The 23,285-nt window shown below is 69.5% G+C and carries 22 protein-coding genes; 9 read left to right on the forward strand and 13 right to left on the reverse strand.

Annotation, left to right across the window (positions count from 1 at the left end; translation table 11 throughout):
* Positions 1–166: 166 nt before the first annotated feature.
* From FHU36_RS08750 to FHU36_RS08775, 6 genes are all read right to left on the reverse strand, one after another.
* A complete protein-coding gene (locus FHU36_RS08750) occupies positions 167–1,180 on the reverse strand; it encodes an alpha/beta hydrolase (RefSeq protein ID WP_185083238.1) in 1,014 nt (337 codons plus the stop codon).
* Positions 1,177–2,223 carry a ferritin-like domain-containing protein gene (locus FHU36_RS08755; RefSeq protein WP_185083239.1) on the reverse strand — a complete coding sequence of 349 codons (1,047 nt, stop codon included), beginning with the start codon at positions 2,221–2,223 and terminating at the stop codon, positions 1,177–1,179. Before FHU36_RS08755 ends, FHU36_RS08750 begins: the two co-directional genes overlap by 4 nt.
* Positions 2,207–2,437 carry a hypothetical protein gene (locus FHU36_RS08760; RefSeq protein ID WP_185083240.1) on the reverse strand — a complete coding sequence of 77 codons (231 nt, stop codon included), beginning with the start codon at positions 2,435–2,437 and terminating at the stop codon, positions 2,207–2,209. The genes FHU36_RS08755 and FHU36_RS08760 overlap by 17 nt, the downstream gene beginning before the upstream one ends.
* A gap of 162 nt (positions 2,438–2,599) precedes the next feature.
* Positions 2,600–4,330: an L-aspartate oxidase gene (locus tag FHU36_RS08765; protein ID WP_185083241.1), complete on the reverse strand. Its 1,731-nt coding sequence runs from the start codon at positions 4,328–4,330 to the stop codon at positions 2,600–2,602.
* A 9-nt stretch (positions 4,331–4,339) separates the two neighbouring features.
* The gene (locus FHU36_RS08770) at positions 4,340–5,530 is read right to left on the reverse strand and encodes a low temperature requirement protein A (RefSeq protein ID WP_312891499.1); all 1,191 of its coding nucleotides are present in this window, start codon (positions 5,528–5,530) and stop codon (positions 4,340–4,342) included.
* An 87-nt stretch (positions 5,531–5,617) separates the two neighbouring features.
* Positions 5,618–6,199, reverse strand: coding sequence for a sigma-70 family RNA polymerase sigma factor (locus tag FHU36_RS08775; RefSeq protein ID WP_246502001.1), 582 nt, complete (start codon positions 6,197–6,199; stop codon positions 5,618–5,620).
* A 33-nt stretch (positions 6,200–6,232) separates the two neighbouring features.
* Here FHU36_RS08775 and FHU36_RS08780 point away from each other — a divergent pair, with 33 nt between their 5' ends.
* Positions 6,233–8,350, forward strand: a complete 2,118-nt coding sequence (locus FHU36_RS08780; RefSeq protein WP_246502002.1) for an RICIN domain-containing protein — start codon at positions 6,233–6,235, stop codon at positions 8,348–8,350.
* A 173-nt stretch (positions 8,351–8,523) separates the two neighbouring features.
* On the opposite strand, the gene FHU36_RS08785 is transcribed toward FHU36_RS08780, so the two are convergent.
* Positions 8,524–8,997, reverse strand: coding sequence for a MarR family winged helix-turn-helix transcriptional regulator (locus FHU36_RS08785; protein ID WP_185083243.1), 474 nt, complete (start codon positions 8,995–8,997; stop codon positions 8,524–8,526).
* Between the two features lie 94 nt (positions 8,998–9,091).
* Between FHU36_RS08785 and FHU36_RS08790 the strand changes: the two genes are divergently transcribed.
* From FHU36_RS08790 to FHU36_RS08810, 5 genes are all read left to right on the forward strand, one after another.
* Positions 9,092–10,060, forward strand: coding sequence for an NmrA/HSCARG family protein (locus FHU36_RS08790; protein ID WP_185083244.1), 969 nt, complete (start codon positions 9,092–9,094; stop codon positions 10,058–10,060).
* A gap of 1,190 nt (positions 10,061–11,250) precedes the next feature.
* The gene (locus FHU36_RS08795; protein WP_312891500.1) at positions 11,251–11,667 is read left to right on the forward strand and encodes an Hsp15 family ribosome-associated heat shock protein; all 417 of its coding nucleotides are present in this window, start codon (positions 11,251–11,253) and stop codon (positions 11,665–11,667) included.
* Between the two features lie 547 nt (positions 11,668–12,214).
* Positions 12,215–13,414 (forward strand): RNA ligase RtcB family protein, encoded by a 1,200-nt coding sequence (locus FHU36_RS08800; protein WP_185083246.1) that lies wholly within the window; start codon positions 12,215–12,217, stop codon positions 13,412–13,414.
* Entirely contained in the window at positions 13,411–14,133 is a 723-nt protein-coding gene (gene prfH / locus FHU36_RS08805) for a peptide chain release factor H (protein WP_185083247.1), read from the forward strand. The genes FHU36_RS08800 and prfH overlap by 4 nt, the downstream gene beginning before the upstream one ends.
* 336 nt (positions 14,134–14,469) lie before the next feature.
* Positions 14,470–14,883 (forward strand): hypothetical protein, encoded by a 414-nt coding sequence (locus tag FHU36_RS08810; protein ID WP_185083248.1) that lies wholly within the window; start codon positions 14,470–14,472, stop codon positions 14,881–14,883.
* A 319-nt stretch (positions 14,884–15,202) separates the two neighbouring features.
* Here the strand turns inward: FHU36_RS08810 and FHU36_RS08815 are convergent, their stop codons facing one another.
* The 4 genes from FHU36_RS08815 to FHU36_RS08830 all read right to left on the reverse strand — a co-directional run bounded on the left by FHU36_RS08815 (position 15,203) and on the right by FHU36_RS08830 (position 19,430).
* Positions 15,203–16,213 (reverse strand): hypothetical protein, encoded by a 1,011-nt coding sequence (locus FHU36_RS08815; protein WP_185083249.1) that lies wholly within the window; start codon positions 16,211–16,213, stop codon positions 15,203–15,205.
* Positions 16,108–16,620, reverse strand: coding sequence for an RNA polymerase sigma factor (locus FHU36_RS08820; RefSeq protein WP_185083250.1), 513 nt, complete (start codon positions 16,618–16,620; stop codon positions 16,108–16,110). Before FHU36_RS08820 ends, FHU36_RS08815 begins: the two co-directional genes overlap by 106 nt.
* Before the next feature lie 718 nt (positions 16,621–17,338).
* Positions 17,339–18,607 carry a serine hydrolase domain-containing protein gene (locus tag FHU36_RS08825; protein WP_185083251.1) on the reverse strand — a complete coding sequence of 423 codons (1,269 nt, stop codon included), beginning with the start codon at positions 18,605–18,607 and terminating at the stop codon, positions 17,339–17,341.
* A 349-nt stretch (positions 18,608–18,956) separates the two neighbouring features.
* Complete coding sequence (locus FHU36_RS08830) at positions 18,957–19,430, reverse strand: MarR family winged helix-turn-helix transcriptional regulator (RefSeq protein ID WP_185083252.1); 474 nt, start codon at positions 19,428–19,430, stop codon at positions 18,957–18,959.
* Between the two features lie 57 nt (positions 19,431–19,487).
* Between FHU36_RS08830 and FHU36_RS08835 the strand changes: the two genes are divergently transcribed.
* Together FHU36_RS08835 and FHU36_RS08840 are read left to right on the forward strand one after the other, a co-directional pair.
* Positions 19,488–20,264: an alpha/beta fold hydrolase gene (locus FHU36_RS08835; RefSeq protein WP_185083253.1), complete on the forward strand. Its 777-nt coding sequence runs from the start codon at positions 19,488–19,490 to the stop codon at positions 20,262–20,264.
* A 108-nt stretch (positions 20,265–20,372) separates the two neighbouring features.
* On the forward strand, positions 20,373–20,774 hold the full coding sequence (locus FHU36_RS08840; RefSeq protein ID WP_185083254.1) for a hypothetical protein: 402 nt from the start codon (positions 20,373–20,375) through the stop codon (positions 20,772–20,774).
* A gap of 7 nt (positions 20,775–20,781) precedes the next feature.
* On the opposite strand, the gene FHU36_RS08845 is transcribed toward FHU36_RS08840, so the two are convergent.
* Entirely contained in the window at positions 20,782–21,396 is a 615-nt protein-coding gene (locus FHU36_RS08845; protein ID WP_312891501.1) for a TetR/AcrR family transcriptional regulator, read from the reverse strand.
* Between the two features lie 61 nt (positions 21,397–21,457).
* On the opposite strand from FHU36_RS08845, the gene FHU36_RS08850 reads away from it, so the two are divergent.
* Positions 21,458–22,330 carry an SPFH domain-containing protein gene (locus FHU36_RS08850; RefSeq protein ID WP_185083255.1) on the forward strand — a complete coding sequence of 291 codons (873 nt, stop codon included), beginning with the start codon at positions 21,458–21,460 and terminating at the stop codon, positions 22,328–22,330.
* A gap of 145 nt (positions 22,331–22,475) precedes the next feature.
* Here the strand turns inward: FHU36_RS08850 and FHU36_RS08855 are convergent, their stop codons facing one another.
* Positions 22,476–23,267, reverse strand: coding sequence for a putative hydro-lyase (locus FHU36_RS08855; RefSeq protein WP_185083256.1), 792 nt, complete (start codon positions 23,265–23,267; stop codon positions 22,476–22,478).
* Positions 23,268–23,285 lie beyond the last annotated feature (18 nt).

A 23,285-nucleotide genomic window follows, 5' to 3' on the forward strand; every position in this document is an offset into this window, starting at 1 on the left:
GATGATGGTCGGCATGCCGTACGCGGCGCCGTTGGCTGACATCCCGATGATCTCATCGGCGCCGAGGTGCGAGCACGGTGATCCAGGCCGGGCAACTAACTCCCTGAGAACAGGAAGTCGAGGCTGCCGGAGACCCTCCTGTGCGCGGCCACCCCGACCAGCAGGATCACCGCGAGGTAGACCGGGATCGCCACGTGGTCGACGACACCGGCGCGGATTCTCGCCGAGAGTCTCCGGCTTTCAAGGCGGTCTTGAGGACGTCGATGGCCTGGGCCATGGCGGCGCTGGTGGCCTCGGTGGCGCGGACGGGGTTGAGCATCATGAAGTCGTGCAGCGTGCCGTTGTAGCGGACGCTGGAGGTGGGCACCCCGGCCGCGATCAGCTTGCGGGCGTAGGCCTCGCCCTCGTCACGCAGCACGTCGTTCTCATCGACGATGACGAACGCGGGCGGCAGGCCCTCGAGGTCGTCCAGGGAGGCGCGCAGCGGCGACGCGGTGATCTCGGCGCGCTGAGCGGGATCTGTGGTGTAGGCGTCCCAGAACCAGGCCATCGCCTTGGCCGTCAGGTATGGCCCGTCGGCGAACTCTCGGTAGCTGTCGGTGTCCTGGCCGGCGTCGGTGACCGGGTAGTACAGGGACTGGTGCACGAAATGCACGTCACCGCGCTGCTTGGCCAGGATGGTCAGGGCCGCTGTCATGTTGCCTCCGACCGAGTCGCCCGCGACGGCCATCCGGGAGGGGTCCAGCCCCTCCTCGGCGCCGAACTTCACGATCCACTGGGCGGTGGCATAAGCCTGCTCGATGGCCACCGGGTAGCGGGCCTCGGGCGAGCGGTCGTACTCGACGAAGACGACGGCCGCACCCGCGCCGACCGCGAGCTCGCGCACGAGCCGGTCATGGGTGCCCGCGTTGCCGATGACCCAGCCGCCGCCGTGCACGTACAGGACGACGGGGAGCATGCCCGTCGAGCCGACGGGCATGACGATCCGCACCCGCACGTTGCCGACCCCGGCGGGGACGACGATCCACTTGTCGTCCACGTCCGGCTTGGCGATCGGGGCGGCCTGGAGGTCGTCGAGGACCTTGCGGGCGCCCTCGGGGCCGAGCTCGTACGGGAACGGCGGCTTCGAGGTGGCCTGCGCCAGTTCCCAGGCGGCGGGCTCGAGGATATGCCTGTTCATGCTGCGCCTTCTTTCGCCGTGGAGGAGCTACGTGCTTCGCGAGGCACGTAGGCGAACGTGGGACCGGCGCCGCCGGGCAGCGCCATCAGGGCCTGCGCCTGGGCCCTGAGCGTGAACATGGCGCGGGTGGCGTCCGTGAGCCGCTTCGGGTCGCCGTTGAATGCCTGCTCCAGCAGGTTCAGCAGGGTGCTGTAGGTGGTGTCGAACAGATCCTGCGCCGCCCGTACGGCACTGCCCGGCTCGGCGGCCCGCGGGTTGGGTGTCATCGGCAGCACGCCGTCCGGGTCGACGCCGATCTTCTCGCCGGTCGGGCCGGTTCTCGGGGTGTCGCCCCGCTGGTAACGGCGGCCGAGCTTGAGCTCCTGAAAGCGGTAGTAGTGGGCGACCTCTTTCCGCTCGGGGCGGAGGACGTCCTGGTCACCGTCCCAGACCTCGCCGCGGGCGTTGCCTTCCCCCTGCTCGACGATCTCCTTCAGCGCGCTGAGCGCGGACTCCAGATCCTCGACGGCGAACAGCGATCCGGCAGTGTGGCGGAAGTGGGCGCCGCTCACCTGCCGGGCCGGGTCGCCGCAGAACACCTCCTTCTCGCCGAGCGTTTCGCACAGGTGGCGCAACCCCTGCTCGATCGCGGCGTAGAACTGCCCGATGGTCTCGTAATCGTCGTCCTGCGGTGGTGCGCCGGGCGGCGCGGGCTGTTCCAGGCGCAGGAACATCTCCAGCGCCTGCGCGCCGAACGGCACCAGCGACACCTCCAGATCGCCGTGGGGCAGCTTGCGCGGGTGCGGCGGCAGCATCCCCGGCATGTCCAGACGCGGCGTGCCACCGACCGCATTGAGCAGGTTCGCCGCCAGCGCCAGATGCAGCATCTCCTCCACGAAGACACCGCTCACCACCTCCACAGCCGCCGGGTTACGCTCCGGATCCAGCGAGTACAGCGCCGTCAAGTACGGCGGCAGCGTCGCGTGCTCCAGCTCGACCGCCCACTGCAGGTGCTCACGCAGGCTGCCGAGCGTGCCGATCCGCGGCTCAGGCAATGTCGTCACCCGGCCGCGAGCCGTCCTCCAGCACCTCGACCGCGTCGCGCAGCCCCCGCAGAGCGATCTTCTCGCGCTCGACGTCCGTCGGGTCGTACAGCCACTCGGTGACCGGCTGCCCCACCTCCTCCTCCGCGTGGCTGGCCTCGGCGATGATCAGCTCCTCCGCGATCTCGACGTGGAGCTCGTACAGGAACTCGTTCTCACTGTTCGAGGTGCTCATGTCTCCTCCAAGGGATGTACAGTCGGCCGGCGGCCGGCATCGGCTCGATCAGGATTGGCCGGACCCCGAACCGCTCAGCCCGCCGGCCCGCCGACTCCCGCGCCCATGTGGTCCGATCGCCAGCTAAGACAGGACGGCCTCGGCATTTGTGACAAGATCCGGCTATTCGACGAGCTTTCCCATGGTTGAGACCTCGCGCATGAGGGCCGCGATCTCGGAGGGAATCGGCGGGATGCTCTCCCGCTCCACCGATCCGGGGCCTGACCACACGAGGTTTACCTGCAGTGCGGGGTCGAGTTCCGGGTAGTCGGAGCGGTTGTGGCAGCCACGGGTCTCGCGGCGCTCGATCGCGGTTTCGATGGTCGCGCGCGCGGCGAGCACCGCGGACTTCAGGTCGAAGGCGTGGGCCAGGTCCTGGAAGCCGGCGATGTCCGGGTGCACGCCCATCCCGGTGATGCGCGCCTCGACCGCGGCCAGCTCGGTAAGGCCTTTTCGCAGGCCGCCCTCGTCGCGTACCACTCCGGCGTGCTCCGTCATGATGTCGCGGAGCGCTCGCTGCAGCGAGCGCACGTTCTCCGGGCCGTCGGCGGACAGGAGTTCGTCCACTTCCTCCCGCGCTGCGGCGAGCGCCTCGGCGGAGCGGCGCTGCGCGTCGAGACCCGCGGAATACTCCGCCGCCGCCTGACCGACGATGCGGCCGAAGACGAGGAGCTCGATGAGGGAGTTGCCGCCCAGGCGGTTGGCGCCGTGCAGGCCGCTGGCCGCCTCCCCGATCGCGTACAGGCCGTCGATGCCCGTGCCGTGGTCCTCGGGGCGTACCCAGACGCCGCCCATCGAGTAGTGCGCGGTCGGCGCGACCTCGATCGGCTCCTTGGTGATGTCGAGCATCTGCAGTTCCAGGAGCGTCTGGTAGACGCGAGGCAGCCGCGTCATGATCGTCTCGCGCGGCAAATGCGACACGTCCAGCCACACGCCGCCGTCCAGGGTGCCGCGACCTTCCTTGATCTCTGTGTATGCGGCCAGCGCGACCCGGTCGCGCGTGGACAACTCCATCCGCTCTGGGTCATACCGGGACATGAACCGCTCGCCGAGCCGGTTGCGCAGGACCCCGCCCTCGCCCCGCGCCGCCTCGGAGACGAGCGTGCCCGCCGCGTTCTCCGGCGCGATGAGACCAGAGGGGTGGAACTGCACCAGCTCGGGGTCGCGGATGCGGCAGCCGGCCAGGACGGCCAGGCGGAAGGAGTCGCCGGTGTTCTCATCACGCCGGGAGGAGGTGCGCCGCCAGATCCGGGTGTGGCCCCCCGCGGCCAGGATCACCGCATCGGCATGGATGACGTAGTGGCTGCCGTCGGTCAGGTCGAACCCGTACGCGCCGAAGACCGCGTTGTCGCGCACGAGAATCCGCGTGATGTACACCGTGTCGAGGACGCGGACGTCGAGCTGGGCCGCCCGGTTGATCAGCGTGCGCTGGATCTCGAGTCCGGTGTAGTCCCCCGCGTACGAGGTGCGCCGGAAGGTGTGGGCGCCGAAGAAGCGCTGGGAGATCCGCCCGTCCTGCTCGCGTGCGAACGGCATGCCGTACCGCACGAGGTCCTCGATGCCACGCGCGGCCCCCTCGGTGACGATGCGCACCGTCTCGGGGTTGGCCAGCAGGTAACTCTCCTTGAGAGTGTCGGCCGCGTGCTGCTGCCAGGTGTCCTCGGGGTCCATCGTGGCGAGGGCCGCGTTGATGCCGCCTGCCGCGAGCGAGGTGTGTGCGTCCGCCTTCGGCCGTTTGCCGACCGCGAGGACATCCACCCCGCGCTCGGCGAGTTCGACGGCCGCCCGCAGCCCGGCCCCTCCCGTCCCGATGACCAGGACGGACGTGGCGATTCTGTTCTCTGACGCGTACATGATGCTCCTTCAGCTACGTGCCGCCCAGATGGCGACGGCGACCAGCGCGACGCAGGCGGCCGCGATCAGCGCGACCACGGCGGCCACCCCGATCCACGGCGCCGCGAGCGGCGACAACACGACGGCGCCGACGCACCCTGCCACGGCAGTGCGGGGGATGACGGAGTCCGCGTCGACCAGCGCATGCACCGCCCGGAGCAGGATGAGATACACCCCGACCGGGATGGCGACCGCGTAGCCGATCGCCATCGGCGATGCCGCCACCTGGCGCCCGCTCTGCTCCACCGCAACCTCGAGCCCGGCGCCGAGGGCCGCCAGCGCGGCGAAGACGCCGAAGTGGCCGTACCCCCACCAGTACGACCGGTGACGCCGCTCGCTGAGCCCCTCCCCTGCCTCGACCAGGAAGTACAGCCACCACAGGGCGAACAGCAGGACGAGACCGGATCCGGCGATGACGACGAGGGGAGCCGCTTCGAGCGCCTCTTCAACCCCTCTGCTCGCGGCCAGGACACTCTCGCCCAGCAAAATGATCGTGAACAGGCCGTAGCGCTCGGCGATGTGCTGCGGGTGCCAGGTGGTTGCCCTTACCCGCTCCGCCCACCACGGCACCGCCAGCTCCAGGACGACCAGGCAGGCGAAGAACGGCAACTGGAGTGAGGCCGGCAGGAGGTCGGCGTCCATGAGAGCGAGCCGGAGCAACCAGCACAACTCGACCAGACCTATGCCCGCGGCGTAGCGGAGCCCCGTACGGCGGCTCGCCGGGTCTTCGAACGCGGCCCTCAGCCATTGGGCGACGAGCCCGATCCTCATGATGAGGTAGCCCAGGGTGATGATCCCGTAGTCGGAGTGGCCGGCCGCGGCGGGCACGCCGACGGCGAGGACCAGCACCCCCGCCATCTGCACCATGGTCAGCAGCCGGTAGGGGACGTCGTCGGTGTCGTAGGACGAGGCGAACCAGGTGAAGTTCATCCACGCCCACCAGATGGCGAAGAACACCTGGAGGAACGGGACCAGCCCGGTCAGGCCATGACCTTCAGCGATGACGTGCGCGAACTGCGCCGTGACGGCCGCGACCGCGACCACGAAGGTGAGATCGAAGAGGAGCTCGAGCTGGCTCGACGCGCGATGCGGCTCGTCGACGGGCCGTGAGCTCATCCTGACCCGGATCCGGATGGTGGTCATGGTCGAGGGCACGCTCACGCTCCTGTCGCTCTTTCGGCGTCCGATTCACCCGAAAGACCGGACGGCGTCGTGATCTGTGACAGATCGCCGCAACAGCGATCGAACTCAGCGGGCGATGTCGGCGGCGAGCACTTCTTCCAGCTCGGCGAGGTCGCCGGACTGGGCGGCGGCGACGAACGTCCGTACGAGGCGCCGGTGCGCGGTGGTGCTCACCTGGTGGCGTCGCTCGGTGGCGAGGTGGTTGCGGGCGCGTCGCAGGAGTTGCCGCGCATGGTCTTCGCCAAGGTGGAGGAGCTCGGAGATCTGGCGGTAGGGGTAGTCGAAGGCCGTGCGCAGGAGATAGACGGCTCGTTCGGCGGGTGTCAGCCTCTCCAGCAGCAGCCGGATCGCGGTGTCGACCGCCTCTCGTCGTTCGGCTGCCGTCTCGGGCCCGGCGGAGAGGTCCACCGTCTCGGGGAGCCAGGGGCCGGCGGAGGTCTCTCGGCGCCTGCGGGCGGACTGGGCGACATTGATGGCGAGCCTCGTGGTGGTCAGCGCGAGGAACGCCGGCGGGCTGATGACGACCGACCGATCGGCACGGGCCCAACGCAGCCACGTCTCCTGCACCACGTCTTCGGCTTCGCCCACGTCCTGCAGGACGCGCAGACCGATCGTGAGAAGCCGGGGCGCGGCGCTGACGAACGCCAAATCGTCTCCGTCCCCATGTGTGATCGACCGGTCATGGGTCTGCTCCGCGTGGTCTTCGTACGCAAGTGGGCCGGCTCCTCCGGGCCGCAGAACGTCTTCTACGACAACACGCTGAGCAAGCAGACCACCGCCGGCGGCCCGTTCGAGCCGTACAGGCCGTACGGCGCCCAGGCCGGCACCGCCTTCCAGTTCGGATCGGACGACTCCGACCCACGCGCGTTCCTGCCCCTGAGCCAGAACAGGCAGGCGATCACGGACTGGACCGGACGGGAGACCCTGAACTACCAGGGCAACGGAGTGGCCGCCCTCGACGTGGGACACCGGCACTCGCTGTTCCTCCGCGACACCGGCGGCGAGCTTCCCCCACGCGACCCGAAGCTCGTCGAGATCAAGGCGGCCACCTGGAACATGGCCGGCGCGTCCTCGCCGCAACAGGGCGACAGGTACGCGACCGCGCTGCCCGCTTTGCACACCCGGGAGAGTCCTCCCAGGGAGAACGACATCCTGGCCCTGCAGGAGACCGGCTATCCCGCCGACCGGCACTATTGGGGCAAAGACACGATCGCGCAGGCCGACTACGTCAAAAGGATGCGCGACGGCAGCACGAACGCGCCTCCCGTCGAGGAGATCTGGCTCAGCCGAACCAGTGGAGGCCGCGGCGGAGGTTACCTCTACTGGCTGAACACGAACGTCGACACCGGTTCCGGCAACCCGGAGAAGATCAATCTGGCCGTCTGGACGCGGAGAAGTGTCCAGAGGGACGAGATATTCGTCGTCCCCGGAGCGACCCGGAACGGCGTTCACGAGGGCAAGTCCCGTCCCGCGCTCGGCGTCAACTTTTGCGGGGTCGTCTACTTCACCTGGCACGGGGCCGCAGCAGGCGGCACGGACAACGTCACGATGCTGAGAAACATCAGGAGTCATATGCAGACCGCCGGCCCGAACGGGCAACCGCTGCCCTGGGTGGTCCTCGGCGACTTCAATATGGAGGCTTATGGGCAGACAGGATTGTTGACCGCCCTCGGCGACGACTCCCGTCAGTTCGACGTACTGCCCTCCAGCGGACCCACCCGGCCCGTCACGGGACGCACCATCGACTACGCCGTCACCCAGAACGGCGTCACCCCGGCGCTCTACAGGGGGTACGGGTTCGGGACGCCGATGACCGACTTCGAAATGTCGGACCACCTTCCCGTCGAATACGACTTCTCCTATCTCACCGAGGACCAGCGGTGCACGGCGTCCCAACCGGCGCGGCAGGCGAAGGCCGTTCCGCGAACAACGCAGAACCTCAGAAGCGCCTCCAGCACCCGCTCTCCCTACCCTTCCGGTTCGGGGACGCGGCCCGGCAGCAGCCGCCTCAAGACCAAGACGTTCGCCCGGTCCGAGCAGAGCGCGCACAATTTCCGGTTCCTGGCCGCCAGTGACGACCCTGGACACTATCGCGTACTGCACAGCTTCACGCGTACCTACCTGGGCCAGGAATCCGGACTCGCCGACGCGCCGGTGATTCTCCAGGGCTCCGACGACGGCGACTCCCAGCTGTGGCGATTGCTCGACATGGGAGACGGCACCTGGATATTGCTGAACAAGGCCACCGGCCAGGCGTTGACCGCCCTGGATCGCGCTGACGGCGAAGAACTGGTGGATCGTGACCTCGCCGACGAATTCGATCCCGACCAGCGCTGGTTCCTCCAGGACGCCGAGAACGAGGCGCTGGACGTCGATGAGATCGTCACCGGCGCGGGATCGGCCATGACCGTGCAGGACTCCGATCCGGAACCCGGCACGCCGGTGGCGCTCGAACCCGAAAGCGACGATTCCGAAGAAGAATTCATTCCCATATCGGCCGACAAGACCGGGGATTATTACTGCTACTACCTGGTCCACAAGGGACTGTATGTCAATTCAACGGCCACCAACCCCGCGGTCGGCGACGGCAACCTGCTCACGCTGAACGAATTCCGTCCCAATGACGGCGGCTACATGTTCTGCACCCCGCCGGCCGACAGGCACGCCTCACAACTGACGGCGGTGGGCCAGTACGACGCGCAGGGCCGCTTCCTCAAGCTCGGCACTGTCGGCCCGGGTCTGCTGGCGCTGAGCGCGTCCTACGGGCTCAGCTGGACCTGGAAAGCCGTCGCAAGCTGACCGCCGGCGGCGTTCTACCGGCGGCATCGCGCCTGCCGATCACCACAACAGATCACGACCTATGACGGACGCCTTCGCCGGGCCGCGGACACAGCCCCCGCCAGTGCCGTACGCGCGCCTCGGCGAAGGCCCGGCATCTTCGTTTCTCGCCATGCCCTGGCGCGGGAGCGTGATCACAACGAGCAGTCCCGCTCCCGGTGCTCGTCGAGCGCGCGGAGCACGTCGGCGCATGCCTGCGCGAAACCGGCCAGCCGCTCGGGGCCCAGCACGTCGATGAACAGGGCGTACACCAGCTCAGTGTGCTCGGGAACGGCCTTGTCGATCGCCGCGTGGCCCTTGTCGGTGAGCCGCACGTCGGGATAGCGGCGGTCGTCGGTGTCCACCCGCTCGACCAGTCCGCGCTGCGCCATCCGGGTGAGCTGGTGGGACAGGCGGCTCTTCTCCCACTGGGTCGCGGCGGCCACCTCCGCGACGGGCATCTCCCGCCGCTCCGACTCCGTGAGCCGGACCAGGACCTCGAAGTCGGCCGCGGACAGGTCGCACTCGCGCTGCAGGTGCTGCTGCAGGTGTGAACCGAGGTGCTTGGCCATTTCGATGTACGTGCGCCACATCCGGTCGGCCTCGCCGATGTCCTGCTCCCATCCCATGACGCCCACCCTACCGGTTGCTTGACGTATCAACCTGGCGCTGTATGGTGGCCGGGTTGATACATCAACCTGAACACATGAGGGGACCGTTTCTGTGAGCGAGCAGCAGATCATCGCCGTGGTGGGCGCGACCGGAGCGCAAGGAGGCGGGCTGGTCCGCGCGATCCTCGACGACCGCGGCGGGCGGTTCGCCGCGCGAGCCCTGACCCGGGACCCGGGTTCGGCGCGGGCCGGGGAGCTGGCCGCTCTGGGGGTCGAGGTCGTGGGGGCCGATCTCGACGACGCGGGCAGCCTGCGCAGGGCGTTCGACGGCGCACACGGCGCCTTTGTGGTGACCAACTTCTGGGAGCCGCGCACGCCCGAGGAGGAGCGGGCACGGCCCGCTACCACCAAGGAGCGGGAGCAGGCCGGCAACGCCGCGCGGGCGGGCCGGGAGGCCGGCGTCCGGCATTTCGTCTGGTCCACGCTGTCCGACACCCGCGGCTACTTCCGGCCGGGCGACGGGACGCCGAGCTTCGAGGGCTCGTACAAGGTGCCGCACGCCGACGGCAAGGCCGAGGCCGACCGGTTCTTCCTGGAGTCGGGCGTGCCTACCACCTTCCTGCAGGCGAACGTCTACTACGAGGCTTTCCAGGACATGTTCGCGCCCCGGCGTGACGAGACGGGCGCGCTGGTGCTGCCGCTCGGGTTCGGCGAGGCGGGGGTGGCCGCGCAGGCCGCGGAGGACGTCGGCAGGACCGCGCTGGGGATCTTCCGCCAGGGGAACGGGATGGCCGGCAGGCGGGTGAGCGTCGCCGGGGCCGTGCTCACCGGCGCGCAGTACGCCGCCGCGCTGAGCCTGGCGCTCGGCGAGCCCGTCACGTACCAGGCGGTCAGCCCCGACATGATCCGGGCCGCGGGGTTCCCGGGCGCGGGTGAGGTCGGCAACATGCTCCAGTACCTGATCGCGGCCGCCCCCGACATCGCCGAGCTCATCGATTTCGAGCTGCTGCGCGAGCTCAACCCGCGGCTGCAGTCGTTCGACGCGTGGCTGGCCGTCCACCGCGACACCATCCCGCGCTGACCGGCACCCGTCCCTTCCCCGCGCGTGGTCACCCCCGGGTAAACGTCGCGGGAGATGAACGAGCTCCGTCGCATGGGACTCGCAGCGACCGCCGCCGCCGATGGCCTCGCCCTGATTCCCGGCACGGCGAACGCCCCCGAGCAGCGGTGCCAACGCCACGGTCCTCTTCCACAGGACGGTGGGTGACCAGGACTACGTCCGGCGCGAGATCACGGACGAGCCGGGCGGCGGCACCGGCCGGCACGCTGGGCTCGACGATGGTCTGCCCGGCCTTGTACACCCGGCACTCTCTCAGGTCGAGTACAACGCGATCGAGGGTGAAGCACCCAGGTTCCGCCGCCCAAAGTGAGCGTTGACTCCCACAGCCACGGTTGGCAATTCAGCCAGGACAAACACTATGTCCTTACAAACTCTCCGGCGGAGGAGTGGCATGGCTGCTAGGGTGGCCGACATCGTGCGCACGCGGGTCCACATCGAGGCGGCGAAGCGCCGCGTGCCGGCGTCTTCTGGGGTGGGGGAGCACGGCCTTGATGTGCCAGCACATTCAGGACGGCGTCCTGCACCGGCGCTCGCCGTCGGAAGCCTGCTGCACCCCACGGCGTGACGCCAGAAGCCACCCACCCCTAGTCAACTCGGCCCCCTACAGGGGCAAATGCACGGGCACAAGTGGACACGCACAGAGCGGCAACGGGTGACCATTCCCAATGCCTTCCCAACAGGGACCGTCTACGCCAGACACGGCTAGATAACCGCAGGTGGAAAGCATAGATCCGCTGCCTTGCTGTCCCGACTCCTAAAGCGGGTGCCGCAGGTTCGAATCCTGCCGGGGGCACTTACCTAGATAGGCCCTTCAGGCTCCTGACCTGCGATTTCTCAGCCGCGGGTCTTTCGCTTTCCGCACCTTGGTACAGCCAACGGTGCCCACATTCGGCCGTAAGACCGGACACATGGGTGATGATCTTGAAGGCGTTCCGCCAGGTCAGACCCTGATTCCAAGTTGTCCGGGCTGCCGACAACCCGCAACCGGCCGCGCATGCGACCAACACAGCCGTTGATTGTGCCAACTACGCGCTTACAATCCGAGCATCACCCCTCCCCGACCGTCCCTGGTGAGGACATCGGCACTTCTCTTGCCCGAGCCAGGCAAGGCTTGGATGCTGGCGGCGCGGTGTTCTCAGTACAGTGTCGGGGTGGCAGGTGAGCAGCTGAGTGTGCGAGTGGACAGCTGGATCTGGTCCGTGCGGCTCACCAAGACCCGTTCGATCGCCTCCGACGCCTGCCGGGGCGGTCACGTCCGGGTCAACGGGGTCCGGGTCAAGCCCGCCCACGCCGTACGTGTCGGAGACGAGATCCGGCTACGGCACGAGGGACGCGAACGCATCGTGGTCGTCTCCCGCGCCATCACCAAGCGCGTCGGCGCCGCCGTGGCCGCCGACTGCTACGTCGACAAGAGCCCTCCGCCCCCTCCTCGCGAGGAGACCGTGACGGTGGCCGTCCGGGCTCGTGGCGCGGGCCGTCCCACCAAACGCGAACGCCGCAGCATCGACAAGCTGCTCGCACGCCCGACGGTAGAGGGACAGCGGGGCAGTCGAGCGCGCCCGGAGTGATCGAGCACGATCGCATCGAACGGATGTGCGGAGGTGACCGGCCTTCGCAGCAGCACCCCGACACTGCACCGGTCCGCCCGGTCGGCTTCGACCATGTCATCGACCACACGCGTGGAGCACTACACGCGCGGCACAACCGGTACGGTCTGCTGCTGGACCGTCGCGAACCACGGCGTGCTCGCCGACAAGCGCGTGTTGCCGGCGCGATGGTGGAGTGCGCGTGCCTCCTTGTTGAGTACGGTGCCTCACGCCGTCCTCGCCAGCCCGCTGCCTTACACCGTGCCACCGTGCCGCTGAAGCCGACGCGGGGCCGGTAGGGAATGCCGGGTGTCGATGGCGAAGGGCGCGTTGGCAAGCAGGCGTGCCGGTAGCCGCGCGGGCTCGCAGGCCCGTACGGCCGAAAATCGTTTGCCTGACATGGCGGGGCTCAGAGAATGTGGTGTCCATGAGGCTCTGACGGACAACCCCCGCTACTTCGAGATGCCATGGCGCCGGCTCGCGCCGTGATGCCGCCCACCCATGCCCTTCTTCAGCGAAGAGAGCGTCTTTGTCTCAGCAACACTCCCGGCAGGAGTTTCCGCTGCCGTCCACTCCGGCCGAGGAGTCGGCCACCGTCACCGTGTTCGCCTCCCCCACCAGCTGGATCGAGTCCGATGCCGTCGCGCAATGCCATCAGGTGGCCGCTCTCGACGGCATGATGCACGTCGCCGCCATGCCGGACCTGCACCCCGGCAAGGGCGCCCCCATCGGCGCCGCCATGTCGTCGGCCATCCTGTATCCGTTCCTGGTGGGCTCCGACATCGGTTGCGGCATCGCCGTGTTCCCCGTCAAGCTCAAACGCGCCGTGCCCGAGAAACTCGCCGCCCGCTTCCCCGACCTCGACCGCGCGCTGCACCCTGAACGAGACGCCGACGATCCCGCCTGGGCCGTGGTGAAGGGCGACATACCGGCTGGTCACGTCGAAGGGCTCGGGACGGTCGGCCGGGGCAACCACTTCGTCGAGCTGGCCCGGATCGGGACCGTCTTCGAACCGGACCACGCCGGCCGTCTCGACCTCGCCGCCGGCGACCTGGTTCTCATCGTCCACAGCGGTTCCCGAGGGCTGGGCGAACGGATCCTGCGGGAGCACACCGAGGTCCACGGCGCGGGCCCCGCCCCTGATCCCGGCGCCTACCTGGCGATGCATGACGAGGCCGTACGGTGGGGGTCGCTCAACCGGCGGCTACTGGCCGCCCGGGTCGCCTACGCGCTCGGGTTCGAGCCCACCGAGCCGATCCTCGACCAGTGCCACAACCTGGTCGAGCTCCGCGACGGGATCTACCTGCACCGCAAGGGAGCGGCGCCGGGTGACGGCCGCGACGTGCTCATCGCGGGTACGCGCGGCACCCCCTCCTACCTCGTGGCCGCCCACGCCGGGCCGGACGCCGGCCACTCCGTGGCCCACGGCGCGGGCCGCAAGATGTCGCGCGCCGACGCCTTGCGCCGTGGGCGGGCCAAGCACACGGTCGAAGAGCTGCGCCGTACGCCGATGGGGTCGCTGGTGGTGTGCGGCGACCGCCAGCTCCTCTTCGAGGAGGCACCCGCGGCTTACAAGCGCATCGAGCAAGTGATCGCCGACCTCGTCGACCATGACCTGGCCACGCCCGTGGCCACCACGATCCCTCTGGTCACCTACAAGACACCCGACCTCGGATCGGCGTCCCAGCGGGACCACCGGGACCAGCGCCGCAAGCGAGGCCGGCCGTGAGCGTCCACCTGCTCCTGTCGGCCGGGCGCGGCCCGCAGGAGTGTGCCTGGGCGCTGGCCCAGCTGCTGCACCGCCTGGAACGCGACGCCACCCGGCGGGGCCTGCAGACCCATCGGGCCCACACTGTGCCCGGTGACCGGCCTGGCACCTACCGATCGGTCCTCGTCCGAATCGAAGGAGACGGCGCCGAGGCGTTCGCCGCCTCGTGGACCGGAACCCTGTGCTGGCAGGCCCCCAGCCCCTACCGGGCCACCACCGGCCGGAAGAACTGGTACGTCATCGCCCAACCGTGCCAGGTCGACATCCCCCGCACGAGATTCACCGACGCGGACGTCGACATCGTCGCCTGCCGCACCGGCGGCCCCGGCGGTCAACATCGCAACAAGGCCAGCACGGCCGTACGGGCGACCCACCGGCCCACGGGGATCGTCGTCGTGGTCGACACCGAGCGGCAGTTCAGCCTCAACCGCAGCATCGCCATGCGGCTGCTGCGACAGCGCATCGAACACGGCGACCAGGCGGCAGAGCGCGCCGTCACCACCGCCCGCTGGCGCATCCACGACGAGCTCGTACGCGGCAACCCCACCCGCATCGAACGCCCGGAACCGCCGAATCAGGACCTGGCTCCGCAGAAGCGGACGCGTCAGCGACGGCGGCAGTCCACCCGGCCCCGCCCACCGCGGGAGGAGAGTTTCATCCGACGGCCTGAGGATCGCTAGGACAAGAGCGGGCAGTGCCGCCGTCCGGCTGCACTGTTTTGCCCGCTGTAAGCCTCCTACGCTGGTCAGCCGTTCGGACTGCCGAAGGCAGGAGAGGCTGGACAAGGAGATCAGGCGGCGGACCGACTGGTGGGCATCTTCCCCAACCGGGACGCGGCCCCAGCCGTAGATCGCGGCCCACTTCGGGCCGTGCGATCGACCGCTCTGGTGCCCCTCGGCGCGGGTCATGGAGATCATCGCCGCCGAGTTCCTGCTGCCCGCCGAGCGCTGCCTGGACGACTGCATGACGCTCGCGCACGCCTGCGCCCAGCTTGGCATCCCCGCCCAGGCCGCGCGGTGGCACTCGCCATCGCCAATGCCTCGGACAAGACCACCATCAGCCGCGGCAGCCTGACCCCACGCTGGGAAGACGGCATGATTTACGGGCACACTGTGGTCTGGCTGCCGACCCTGGACCACCTGGTCTATGTCACGGTTGAGCAGTTTCCCGGGACTGCCGCCCGGGAGGAGGGGCCGGTCGTCGCCGGCCAGTGCGGCCGGTCGTCGCCGACCGCACTGGCCCCCATGCCGCGCAGGACCCCGGCGGAACGCGTCCCCCCCAAGCGCAAGCACCTACGCGTGACGTACACGCTGGCGCCGTTGGAGACCACCGTCGCTTTGTTGGACCACCCGGTGTCCCGGGCCTGGATGTCCGACTACCGCCAGGCGCGGCGTCAACGTCGCCACGACGGCCGGGACCATCCTGGCTGACTCGCTGCCGCGGGCGCACCTCCCACGGGTGCTGCACAAGCGGGCCGCCGCACTGATCGAAGCCGTGCGCGAGCTACCAGAACCCCACACTCCCGTCGACGACCGGCGCTTCCTGCTTCAAGGTCCAGATGGCACTCAGGTCGTGGCGCAGCCTGACCGGCGCGACCGACCTCGCCCAGCCATCCGACGCCTCTCCCGAGACGCCACCCGCACCCTGACCATCCTCGGCCTCACCTGATCAACCAACTTCGCCGGAGCCCTGGGGGTTGGTCCGGCGGGAAGCGACAGTCCCCCGTGGTCGCCGGTTACCGGTTCCTGCTCAGTCGGTGAGGTCGTCGTACCAACGGGGAGTGCCGACCTTCAGCGGGTCGGGGACAGGCCCCGCACCGGGGCCGGGAACGACGTAGAGGTCAACTGCGTCCGAGCTGTGGTCGCGGGAGCCGTCGACGATCCAGTCGTCCTTGACGCGGTCCACGGTGACGGGCTGGCCGAAGAAGCCGCCGTCGCGATAGCTCCACAGCAGGCGGTAGCCGGCCTTCAGTCCGCGCCGGTGCAGCTCCGCGCGCACCACCGCGACCGTCTTGCCGTGGACCTTGTAGCCCTCCAGAGACTCGTCGGCGGGACTGTAGTCATCGTCGTTGGCGTAGGGCTCTCCTGGTCTGGCGGGGCGACCGACCCCGAAGACGACCCGGCCTGGGAAGTCGGTGGGTATCCAGACCTTCCCGCAGAAGGCTGACGCGCAGGGCGTCACGGTCTGTACGCCTACGCTTCCGTGCCATTTGAAGCCCTCCGGAACGATCGGGCCGATCAGCTTGCCCACCTCGTCCGGCGCCACTGGGATGACCTTCACTCTCACGTTCAGCCCAATCGCGCGAAACGCCTCCTCAAACCGCCGGTAGTCGGCCGCGGGGTCGGTGATGGCGACGCTGAAGTGGTCGTCGGCCTTCTTGACGGAGACGGCCGCGTTGGCGTACTCGATGGCCGGACCACCGGACGGCAGGCCGACGCCGATCGCGACGGCCGCAGCCAGGGCGGTGACCGCGGAGATCAGTACGGGCCAGCGGGCACGCCCCAGGCCATGGGTCCCCCCGCCGGCGAGCCAGGACAGCCGGCGGCGTGGAAGCGAGGTCGCCGTGATCGCCGCGCGCAGTTCGCGCGCGCCGGGCCCCTGTTCCGGCGCGTGCGGTGCCGGGTCGATGGCCCTCACCAGGTTGTCGATGTCATTCATGCTTCCCCCATCACGATCATCGAGGACGCCTGCCGCTCCAGCGTCGCCGCCAGCCGTTTGCGCGCCCGGTGCAAGCGGGCCCGGGCCGCGATAGCCGTACATCCCACAACCTTGGCGATCTGCTCGCTGGTCAGCCCCTCCCAGCAGGCCAGAGCCAAGACCTCGCGATCCCGCTCGGGCAACCCGTCGAAGGCAGTGCGGACGTACGCCAGATCGACCGGTGTGGCTGGCCGGTCGGCCACCAGCTCGTCACGGAGCCGCTCGGCGAGCACGGCCCTGCGTGAGGCACCGCGTTTCTGGTTGGCCAGCACCCGGCGGGCCACGCCGTACAGCCACAGCAGCGCCCGCTCCCCCTCGGGCACCTCGCCGATCCGCCGCCAAGCGGTGAGGAACGTCTCGGAGATGACGTCGGCGGTGTCGTCGGGGGAGCCGGTACGGCGTGCGGCGTACTGATGTATGGCCGGGTAGTACGCGTCATAGACCGCTTCGAAGCGATCTCTCTGTGTCACAGAGTCTCCTTGCCGAAAGGTGGTGCCGGACACCTTGGTTAGTGTCCGGCACCCTTCGGTGTGTTGCAGGGCGCTATGAGCGGTTTGCGCTACTCGCCTCCAGCTCGGGCGCCCTACCGCTGGCGGAGCCGGTGACCCGGGCGCCGACGCCGTCCTTGGTCAGATGCCCCGTAGACCGTGCTGCGCGGCGCTCCGAAGCTGGACGGCCTTCTCCCGCGCGTCATGCGACTGCCTGCACGCGGCACAGGTCCGAGAGCCGGCCGAGACGCGGCGCGGCGTGTGGCTGCGCTGGAGTGGTAGCTCGCACCGCGGGTCCCGTGGCCACGAGAGCGTCAGGAAGCGTCGGGGGCTGGGGGTGGCTTCGGCAGATCGCGTCGAAGGCCATCCGGAGCATGGCGCCAGGCGGACCGGCGTCATCGCCGCGTCCTTCGCCATGGTGGCCGGGTCGGTCTCCACGCGCGCCGCAGCAGGGCGGTCGCACCACGAATCCGTACGGCTCGCTCGCGGTCGTCCGCCTTCGCACGGTGAGGATGCCCGCATGGGCGAGGTCGCCTTGCGTACCGCCCCGCGCGTCCTCTACCGGCACCATGTGATGCGGGCGGACCTGCAACGGAATAGGCGCATTCCTGTGGATCGGGTCGTCGAGTGCCGAACGGGGGCGGTGCGGGGTAGGCAGCGTATTGCGGCTCGGCCGGCGGTCTCGTCCTTGAGCGGGGAGCTATGCGCCGGTGATCAGACGTCGTTCCAGGGCGATGATCGGCTCGATGCTCTGCAGGTCGTAGTTGCTCAGGATGACGGCCGTCCAGTCCATGTCGAGGTAGACGGACCAACTCGTCGATATGCCGCCTGCGCCGCCTCCGTGGGTGATGATGCGCTGGCTGTTGTAGATGGAGGCCACCGGTCCGTACGCCTGGAAGTTCTCCCCGCGGACCGAGTTGCCCGAGCTGTCCTCCCTCAGCGGCTTCGCGGAGATCTTTCCGTTCACATACAACTCGGTGTAGGGACGGGAGGCGAGCTTGCCGCCTTGCAGCGCGACCGCGAAGCGGACGAGGTCCGGGGCGGTGGAGAAGCCGTTGCCACCGCCTGTTCCCATCCATCCCCGTGCCGAGTTGCTGCCCTGGCCGGCGTCGCCATAGACAGAGCCCTTGTCGAGGTTGCGGACGGCGTCCACCCGCGTGCCGTCCTTCTGGTACATGTACGGATGGGCGATGCGGTCGTTGGCCAGCCACTGGCGGCGGTCGTAGTAGGCGGAGTCCTTCATGCCGGCCGGGAGGAAGATGTTCTGGCGGATGTAGGCCTGGAGCGACGTGCCGGAGACCTTGGCCACGAGCTCGCCGAGCAGGGTGTAGCCCGTGCTGCTGTAGGCCTTCTTCGTCCCCGGGGCGAACTCCAGCTCGAATGTCCTCAGGTTCGCCCAGAAGTCCGCCATCTGCTCCTCGTAACTGTCGTAGACCTTCTCCGGCGGCGGCTTCTCGCCGGGGCGCCGGGCGTCGCCCAGACCGCTGGTGTGCGTGAGGAGATGATGAACGGTGATGTGTTCGGCCATCCCCGCCGGCAGGCCGTCCAGATGCTTGCTCACCAGGTCGTAGAACCTGAGCTTGCCCTGCTGGACGAGCTGCACGACGGCCAGCCCGGTGAACGGCTTGGAGGCCGAGGCCAGGGCGTAGATGGTGTCGATCTTGTTCGGGACCTTGCTCTCCTTGTCCGCCCAGCCGTAGGCGCGCGCCAGGACCGGGCGGCCGCGGTTTGCGATCATCACGGTCCCGGAGAACTGATCCTTGTCCGCCAGTTCCTTGACGTACCGGTCGAAGGCGCCTCCAGGGCGCAGGTCCTTCGGAATCCAGCCAGAACCTGACAGGACATCGTTCGCCTTGGCGGCTGCCGGCGCGGCCAGGAGACCACCGGCCGCCAGCGGGACTGCGCCCAGGAACCCAAGGGCTGAACGGCGCGAAGGGTCGTGGCCGGGTGCGGGATGCGGCAACGTCATGGAAGTCCTTTCCCTGAGAAGACGATCTGCGAGAGATGCAAGCAAGGAGGTCGTTTCCACGACGTTTCCGTAGCGCTCTCGATCGCGCCTGACGGGCGGGGCACCAAGGCGCTCGAGTGCGCCAGGAGGGATCTGGCAGGGGTCGGGCCGTGAAGCGTGCTCAGTCGTGACGGGTTCGCGATCCAGGACGTGGATCTAGATTGATCACCTGTCGGCTACCTGAGTCGCCGTCGCCGGCCGCCCGTGCTCGACTTCGTCGGGCATCAGCCCGAGCGGTTCCGCTTCGACCGGCGCTGCCGGGCGCTCGCCGGCGCCGGCCGTCCCGGGATCGCGCGGGAGAGGGCCGGGCTCAGTCCACGTCGACGTGATCGAGGAAGCGCAGCAGGTGCGAGAGCACGCGGACGCAGCCGGCCACGTCGGCGTCGGTCAGGCCGCCGCCGGCCTGGGCCAGCACCGCGCGCTCGCGGTCGATCACGGCGGTGATGGCGGCCCGGCCCTGGTCGGTCAGCCGGATGAGTGACGACCTCTTGTGCGCCGGGTTGGGGACGGACTCGACCAGACCGCGTGCGGCCGCGTCGTTGATCATGCGTTGCACGAACTGGCGGCTCAACGCCTGAGCGCGGCCCATCTGGGGGACGGTCATGGGCCCGTGCTCGCGGAGCAGGTTCAGGACGGCGCGCACCCCGACCGACAGCCCCTCGATGGGGGCGTCCTGTTCCACCTTGCGCTGCGCGCGCCGGTACAGGGGGCCCACCAGGTCGAACACCTCGGTGAGCCGGTCGGCCAACTCTGCGGACGCCGGGCTGCGGTCTGGTTCGGTCACCCCACCATGATGACACCTAGGTTGTCATCCGCTGCCGGAAATGACACCCTGGTTGTCATGAATGATCTGTTCTGGCTCGACATCGGCAGTGGCCGGCCCCTCGTCCTGCTGCACGGCGGCTTCCTCGACCACGGCATGTGGGACGACCAGGTTCCGGTCTTCGCCTCGCGGTACCGGGTCATCGCACCCGACGCCCGCGGCCACGGCCGGTCCGCCAACGCCAGCGAGCAGTACCGGCTCACCGACGACCTCGCCGCGCTGCTGCGCCACCTGGACACCGGGCCGGCGGTCCTGGTGGGGGTCTCCATGGGGGCGAGCGTCGCGATCGACACCGCGCTGGAACACCCGGAGCTGGTCAGCGCCGTGGTCGTCAGCGGCGCCGGGACCAGCGAACCCTACTTCACCGACCCCTGGACCACCCGGGCGATGACCGCGTGGCACTCGGCGATGGCCGCCGGCGATCTGGACGCCTCGGTGGAGGGGTTCGTGGCCCTGTCCGCGGGCCCGCACCGCAGCCTCGACGAGCTCGATCCCGTGGTCGTGAGCCGCCTGCGCCGGATGGCCAGGAGCACCATGGCCAAGCACACGGCAGGCGAGCCCAACCTGCTCGTCCCGGTCAGGGACACCTGGGAGCGGGTCGCCAAGATCGACGTCCCCGTGCTGGCCGTCAACGGCGCCCTCGACTCACCCGACCACATCGGCATGGCCGAGCGCCTCGTCTCCACGGTCGCCGACGGCCGGACGAGATCCGTCGAGGGGGCCGCCCACCACCCGAACATGGAGCGGCCGAACGTCTACAACGAGATCCTCGCCGACTTCCTGCGCGCCTTGTGACGGGCGCAGCGGGGTTCCAAGCGGGTCGCGCAGCGGGTTCCAAGCGGGTCACAAGGAGGGGGGCCTATTGATGGGAGTGTCCGATCGAATCTGTTCCGGAGTCCTCTCATGCGTCTGCTCGCCCTGCTCGCCGCCCTCGTCCTCCCGCTGAGCGTGGCCACGCCCGCCGCGGCCACCCCGGCCGTCTGGAAGTGGCGGACCGTCCACTCCGCCGACGGCCTGGCCGGCGCCTGGGGCAAGGTCGCGATCAGCCAGTTCGGTCATGTCGTGTACGGCAACCTGGAGGACACCCGCGGCAAGGGGTGCGCCTGGGCGGTGCTGCGGGCCCAGGACGCCGGCAACGGGCGCTGGAAGACGTTCGGCTTCTACAACTGCACGCCCGGCGTCGGCACGTTCCGCAGGGACTACGGCAGTGTGCTGCAGATCAAGGTCCAGGTGTGCCGCGGCACCTCCAAGCGGCCCACCGGAGACTGCTCGAAGCCGAAGACCATCCTCACCCAGGGCGGGTAGCCGATCGTCAGGCCGGGTCGCCTGCCGGGGGCGCGCCGCCGAGCGAGTCGAGCCAGGCGAGCAGGCGTTCGCCCTGCGTGGTCATGACGTCGGGGTCGCGCAGGGCGTTGGCCAGCAGGGACATGCCCTGGTACGCGCCCACCAGCGTCAGGGCCAGCCCGCCCGGGTCGGCCAGGCCGAGTTCGCGGAACTGCTGCTCCACCCAGTCGAGCAGCAGCCGGATGACCCTGCCCGCCTCCGCGTCGAGACCGCCGTCGTCGCGTTTGTCCAGCTCGACGGCCAGCGTCCCGGTGGGGCAGCCGTAGCGGGCCGCGAGGTCGCGCTGGCTGACCCACGCCCGCACCAGGCCCTTGAGCCGCTCGCGCGGGTCGGCGAGACGGTCGAGGCCGTCGGTGAGCGTCCGCAGGTGGCGAGCGTGCTCGCCGAGCGCGGCCACGACGAGCTCGTCCTTGGTCTTGAAGTAGTAGTAGACGTTGCCCACCGGGACGTCGGCCGCGCGGGCGATGTCGGCGATGGTGGTGCGCTCCACGCCCTGCCGGTGGACGACCTGGGCGGTGGCGACCATCAGCCGTTGCCGCTTGGAGCCGACCGTCTTCGTCCGGGAGCCCTTCGGGTCAGTCACCTGACTCACTATAGCCGAGCCGCATGGGCGTACCGTGATCCGCGACGACTCAGGAGGGTTGATGAACCACAGGACCGTTGTCGCGTCGTTAGCCGCCGCCCTGCTGGTCACCGGGTGCTCGGTGACCATCCCGGAGCCCGACCAGAAGGGCATCGTGTACGACGCGGGCATGTTCTCCGACACCACGTTCCAGAACTGCGTCGAGCCGGGGGTGCGCGACGTGTCCGGCTGGGGTGACAAGGGCTACGTCTACCCGGCCGGGCAGCGGACGTTCGAGTTCGCCGCCGACCCCAACGACCCGTCGGGCGTCAGGACGAAGCCCGACGCCGAAGCGGGACCACTGACGATGTGGACCAAGGACCCGCTGGAGATGCGGGTGTCCGGGGTGGTGACGTTCTCCCTCACCAGCGACTGCAAGACGTTGCGGCAGTTCCACGAGCAGATCGGGCTGAAGTACGAGGCCGACACCGACGCCGGCTGGAGCAAACTGCTCAGCGTCTACATCGGCCAGCCGCTCGACCGGGCCCTGGACGCGGCCAGCAAGGAGTTCGCCTGGCGCGACCTCACCTACGCCAACCCGCAGGCCAAGCAGCAGTGGGAGACGAAGGTCGCCGAGTACATGGGGCAGTTCCTGCGCGAACAGGGCGGCACGGCGTTCTTCGACAGGTTCTCGGTCACGCTGCAGCAGCCGCAGCCGCCGCTGAAGGTGCGCGAGGCGATGGCCGCCGTCCAGCAGGCCCAGGAGGAGAACACCGCGCAGAAGGCCAAGAACGAGAAGGCCCGCACGGAGCTGGAGGCGATCAAGGCGCTGAAGGACGTGCTCGGCGCGCAGGGGGCGGTCATGTGGCAGGCGGTCAAGGACGGGCGGATCCAGATCATCGTCTCGGACAGCGGGCAGATCAACGTCACCCCTAACCGGAGCGGCGGCAACTGAGACGAGACCCCGGCGGCGGGACGGCCGGAGCCCCGGCCGTGGCCGGCGACCACGGCCGGGCTCGCGGCCGGGCTCGCGGCCGGTCTCGCGGCCGGTCTCGCGGCCGGGGCGGTAGGCGGTGCCGGGGTCGCCGGTCCAGGGTCGGTCAGGGCACCGCGTACGCGCTGTCGCGGACGTCGGTGATCGCCATGGAGCCGGGGGCGTGGCTGATGGCGAACGCCGGACGCGACCGCATGACCGCGGCCTGGGACGTCACCCCGCAGCACCAGAAGACCGGCAGCTCCCCCTGCCGCACCTCGACCGGGTCGCCGAAATCGGGCTTGTCCAGGTCGGTGATGCCGAGCAGGGCCGGGTCGCCCACGTGGATCGGGGCGCCGTGCACGGCCGGGTAGCGGGAGGTGACGCGTACGGCGGCCGGGACGAGGTGGGCGGGCACGGGCCGCATGGTCACGACCGTCGGGCCCCACAGCTCACCGGCGGAGCGGCAGGGCAGGTTGGTGCGGTACATGGGCACGTTCGTCCCCGCCTCGATGTGGCGGACCGGCACGCCGGCCTCGATCAGCGCCGACTCGAAGGTGAAGCTGCAGCCGAGCAGGAAGCAGACCAGGTCGTCGCGCCAGTACGACGTCACGTCGGTCGTCTCGGCGACCTGCTCGCCGAGCTCGTACACGCGGTAGGCGGGCAGGTCGGTGCGCAGGTCGCCGTCGAAGATCGACGCGGCGACGTCGCCGGGCTCGGTGACGTCCAGCACCGGGCAGGACTGGGCGTTGCGCTGGGCGAACAGCAGGAAGTCGTACGCGCGGTCCCTCGGCAGCGCGATGAGGTTGGCCTGCGTCCAGCCGGCCGACCAGCCGGACGTGGGGGTGACCAGTCCGGCGCGGAACAGCGCACGGGCCTCGCGCGGGGTGAGCCGGGCCGGGTCCTGAGGTGGTGTCATGTCGCAACCCTCTCTCTG

It is taken from the genome of Nonomuraea muscovyensis, assembly GCF_014207745.1.
In the GTDB taxonomy this organism is placed as follows: domain Bacteria; phylum Actinomycetota; class Actinomycetes; order Streptosporangiales; family Streptosporangiaceae; genus Nonomuraea; species Nonomuraea muscovyensis.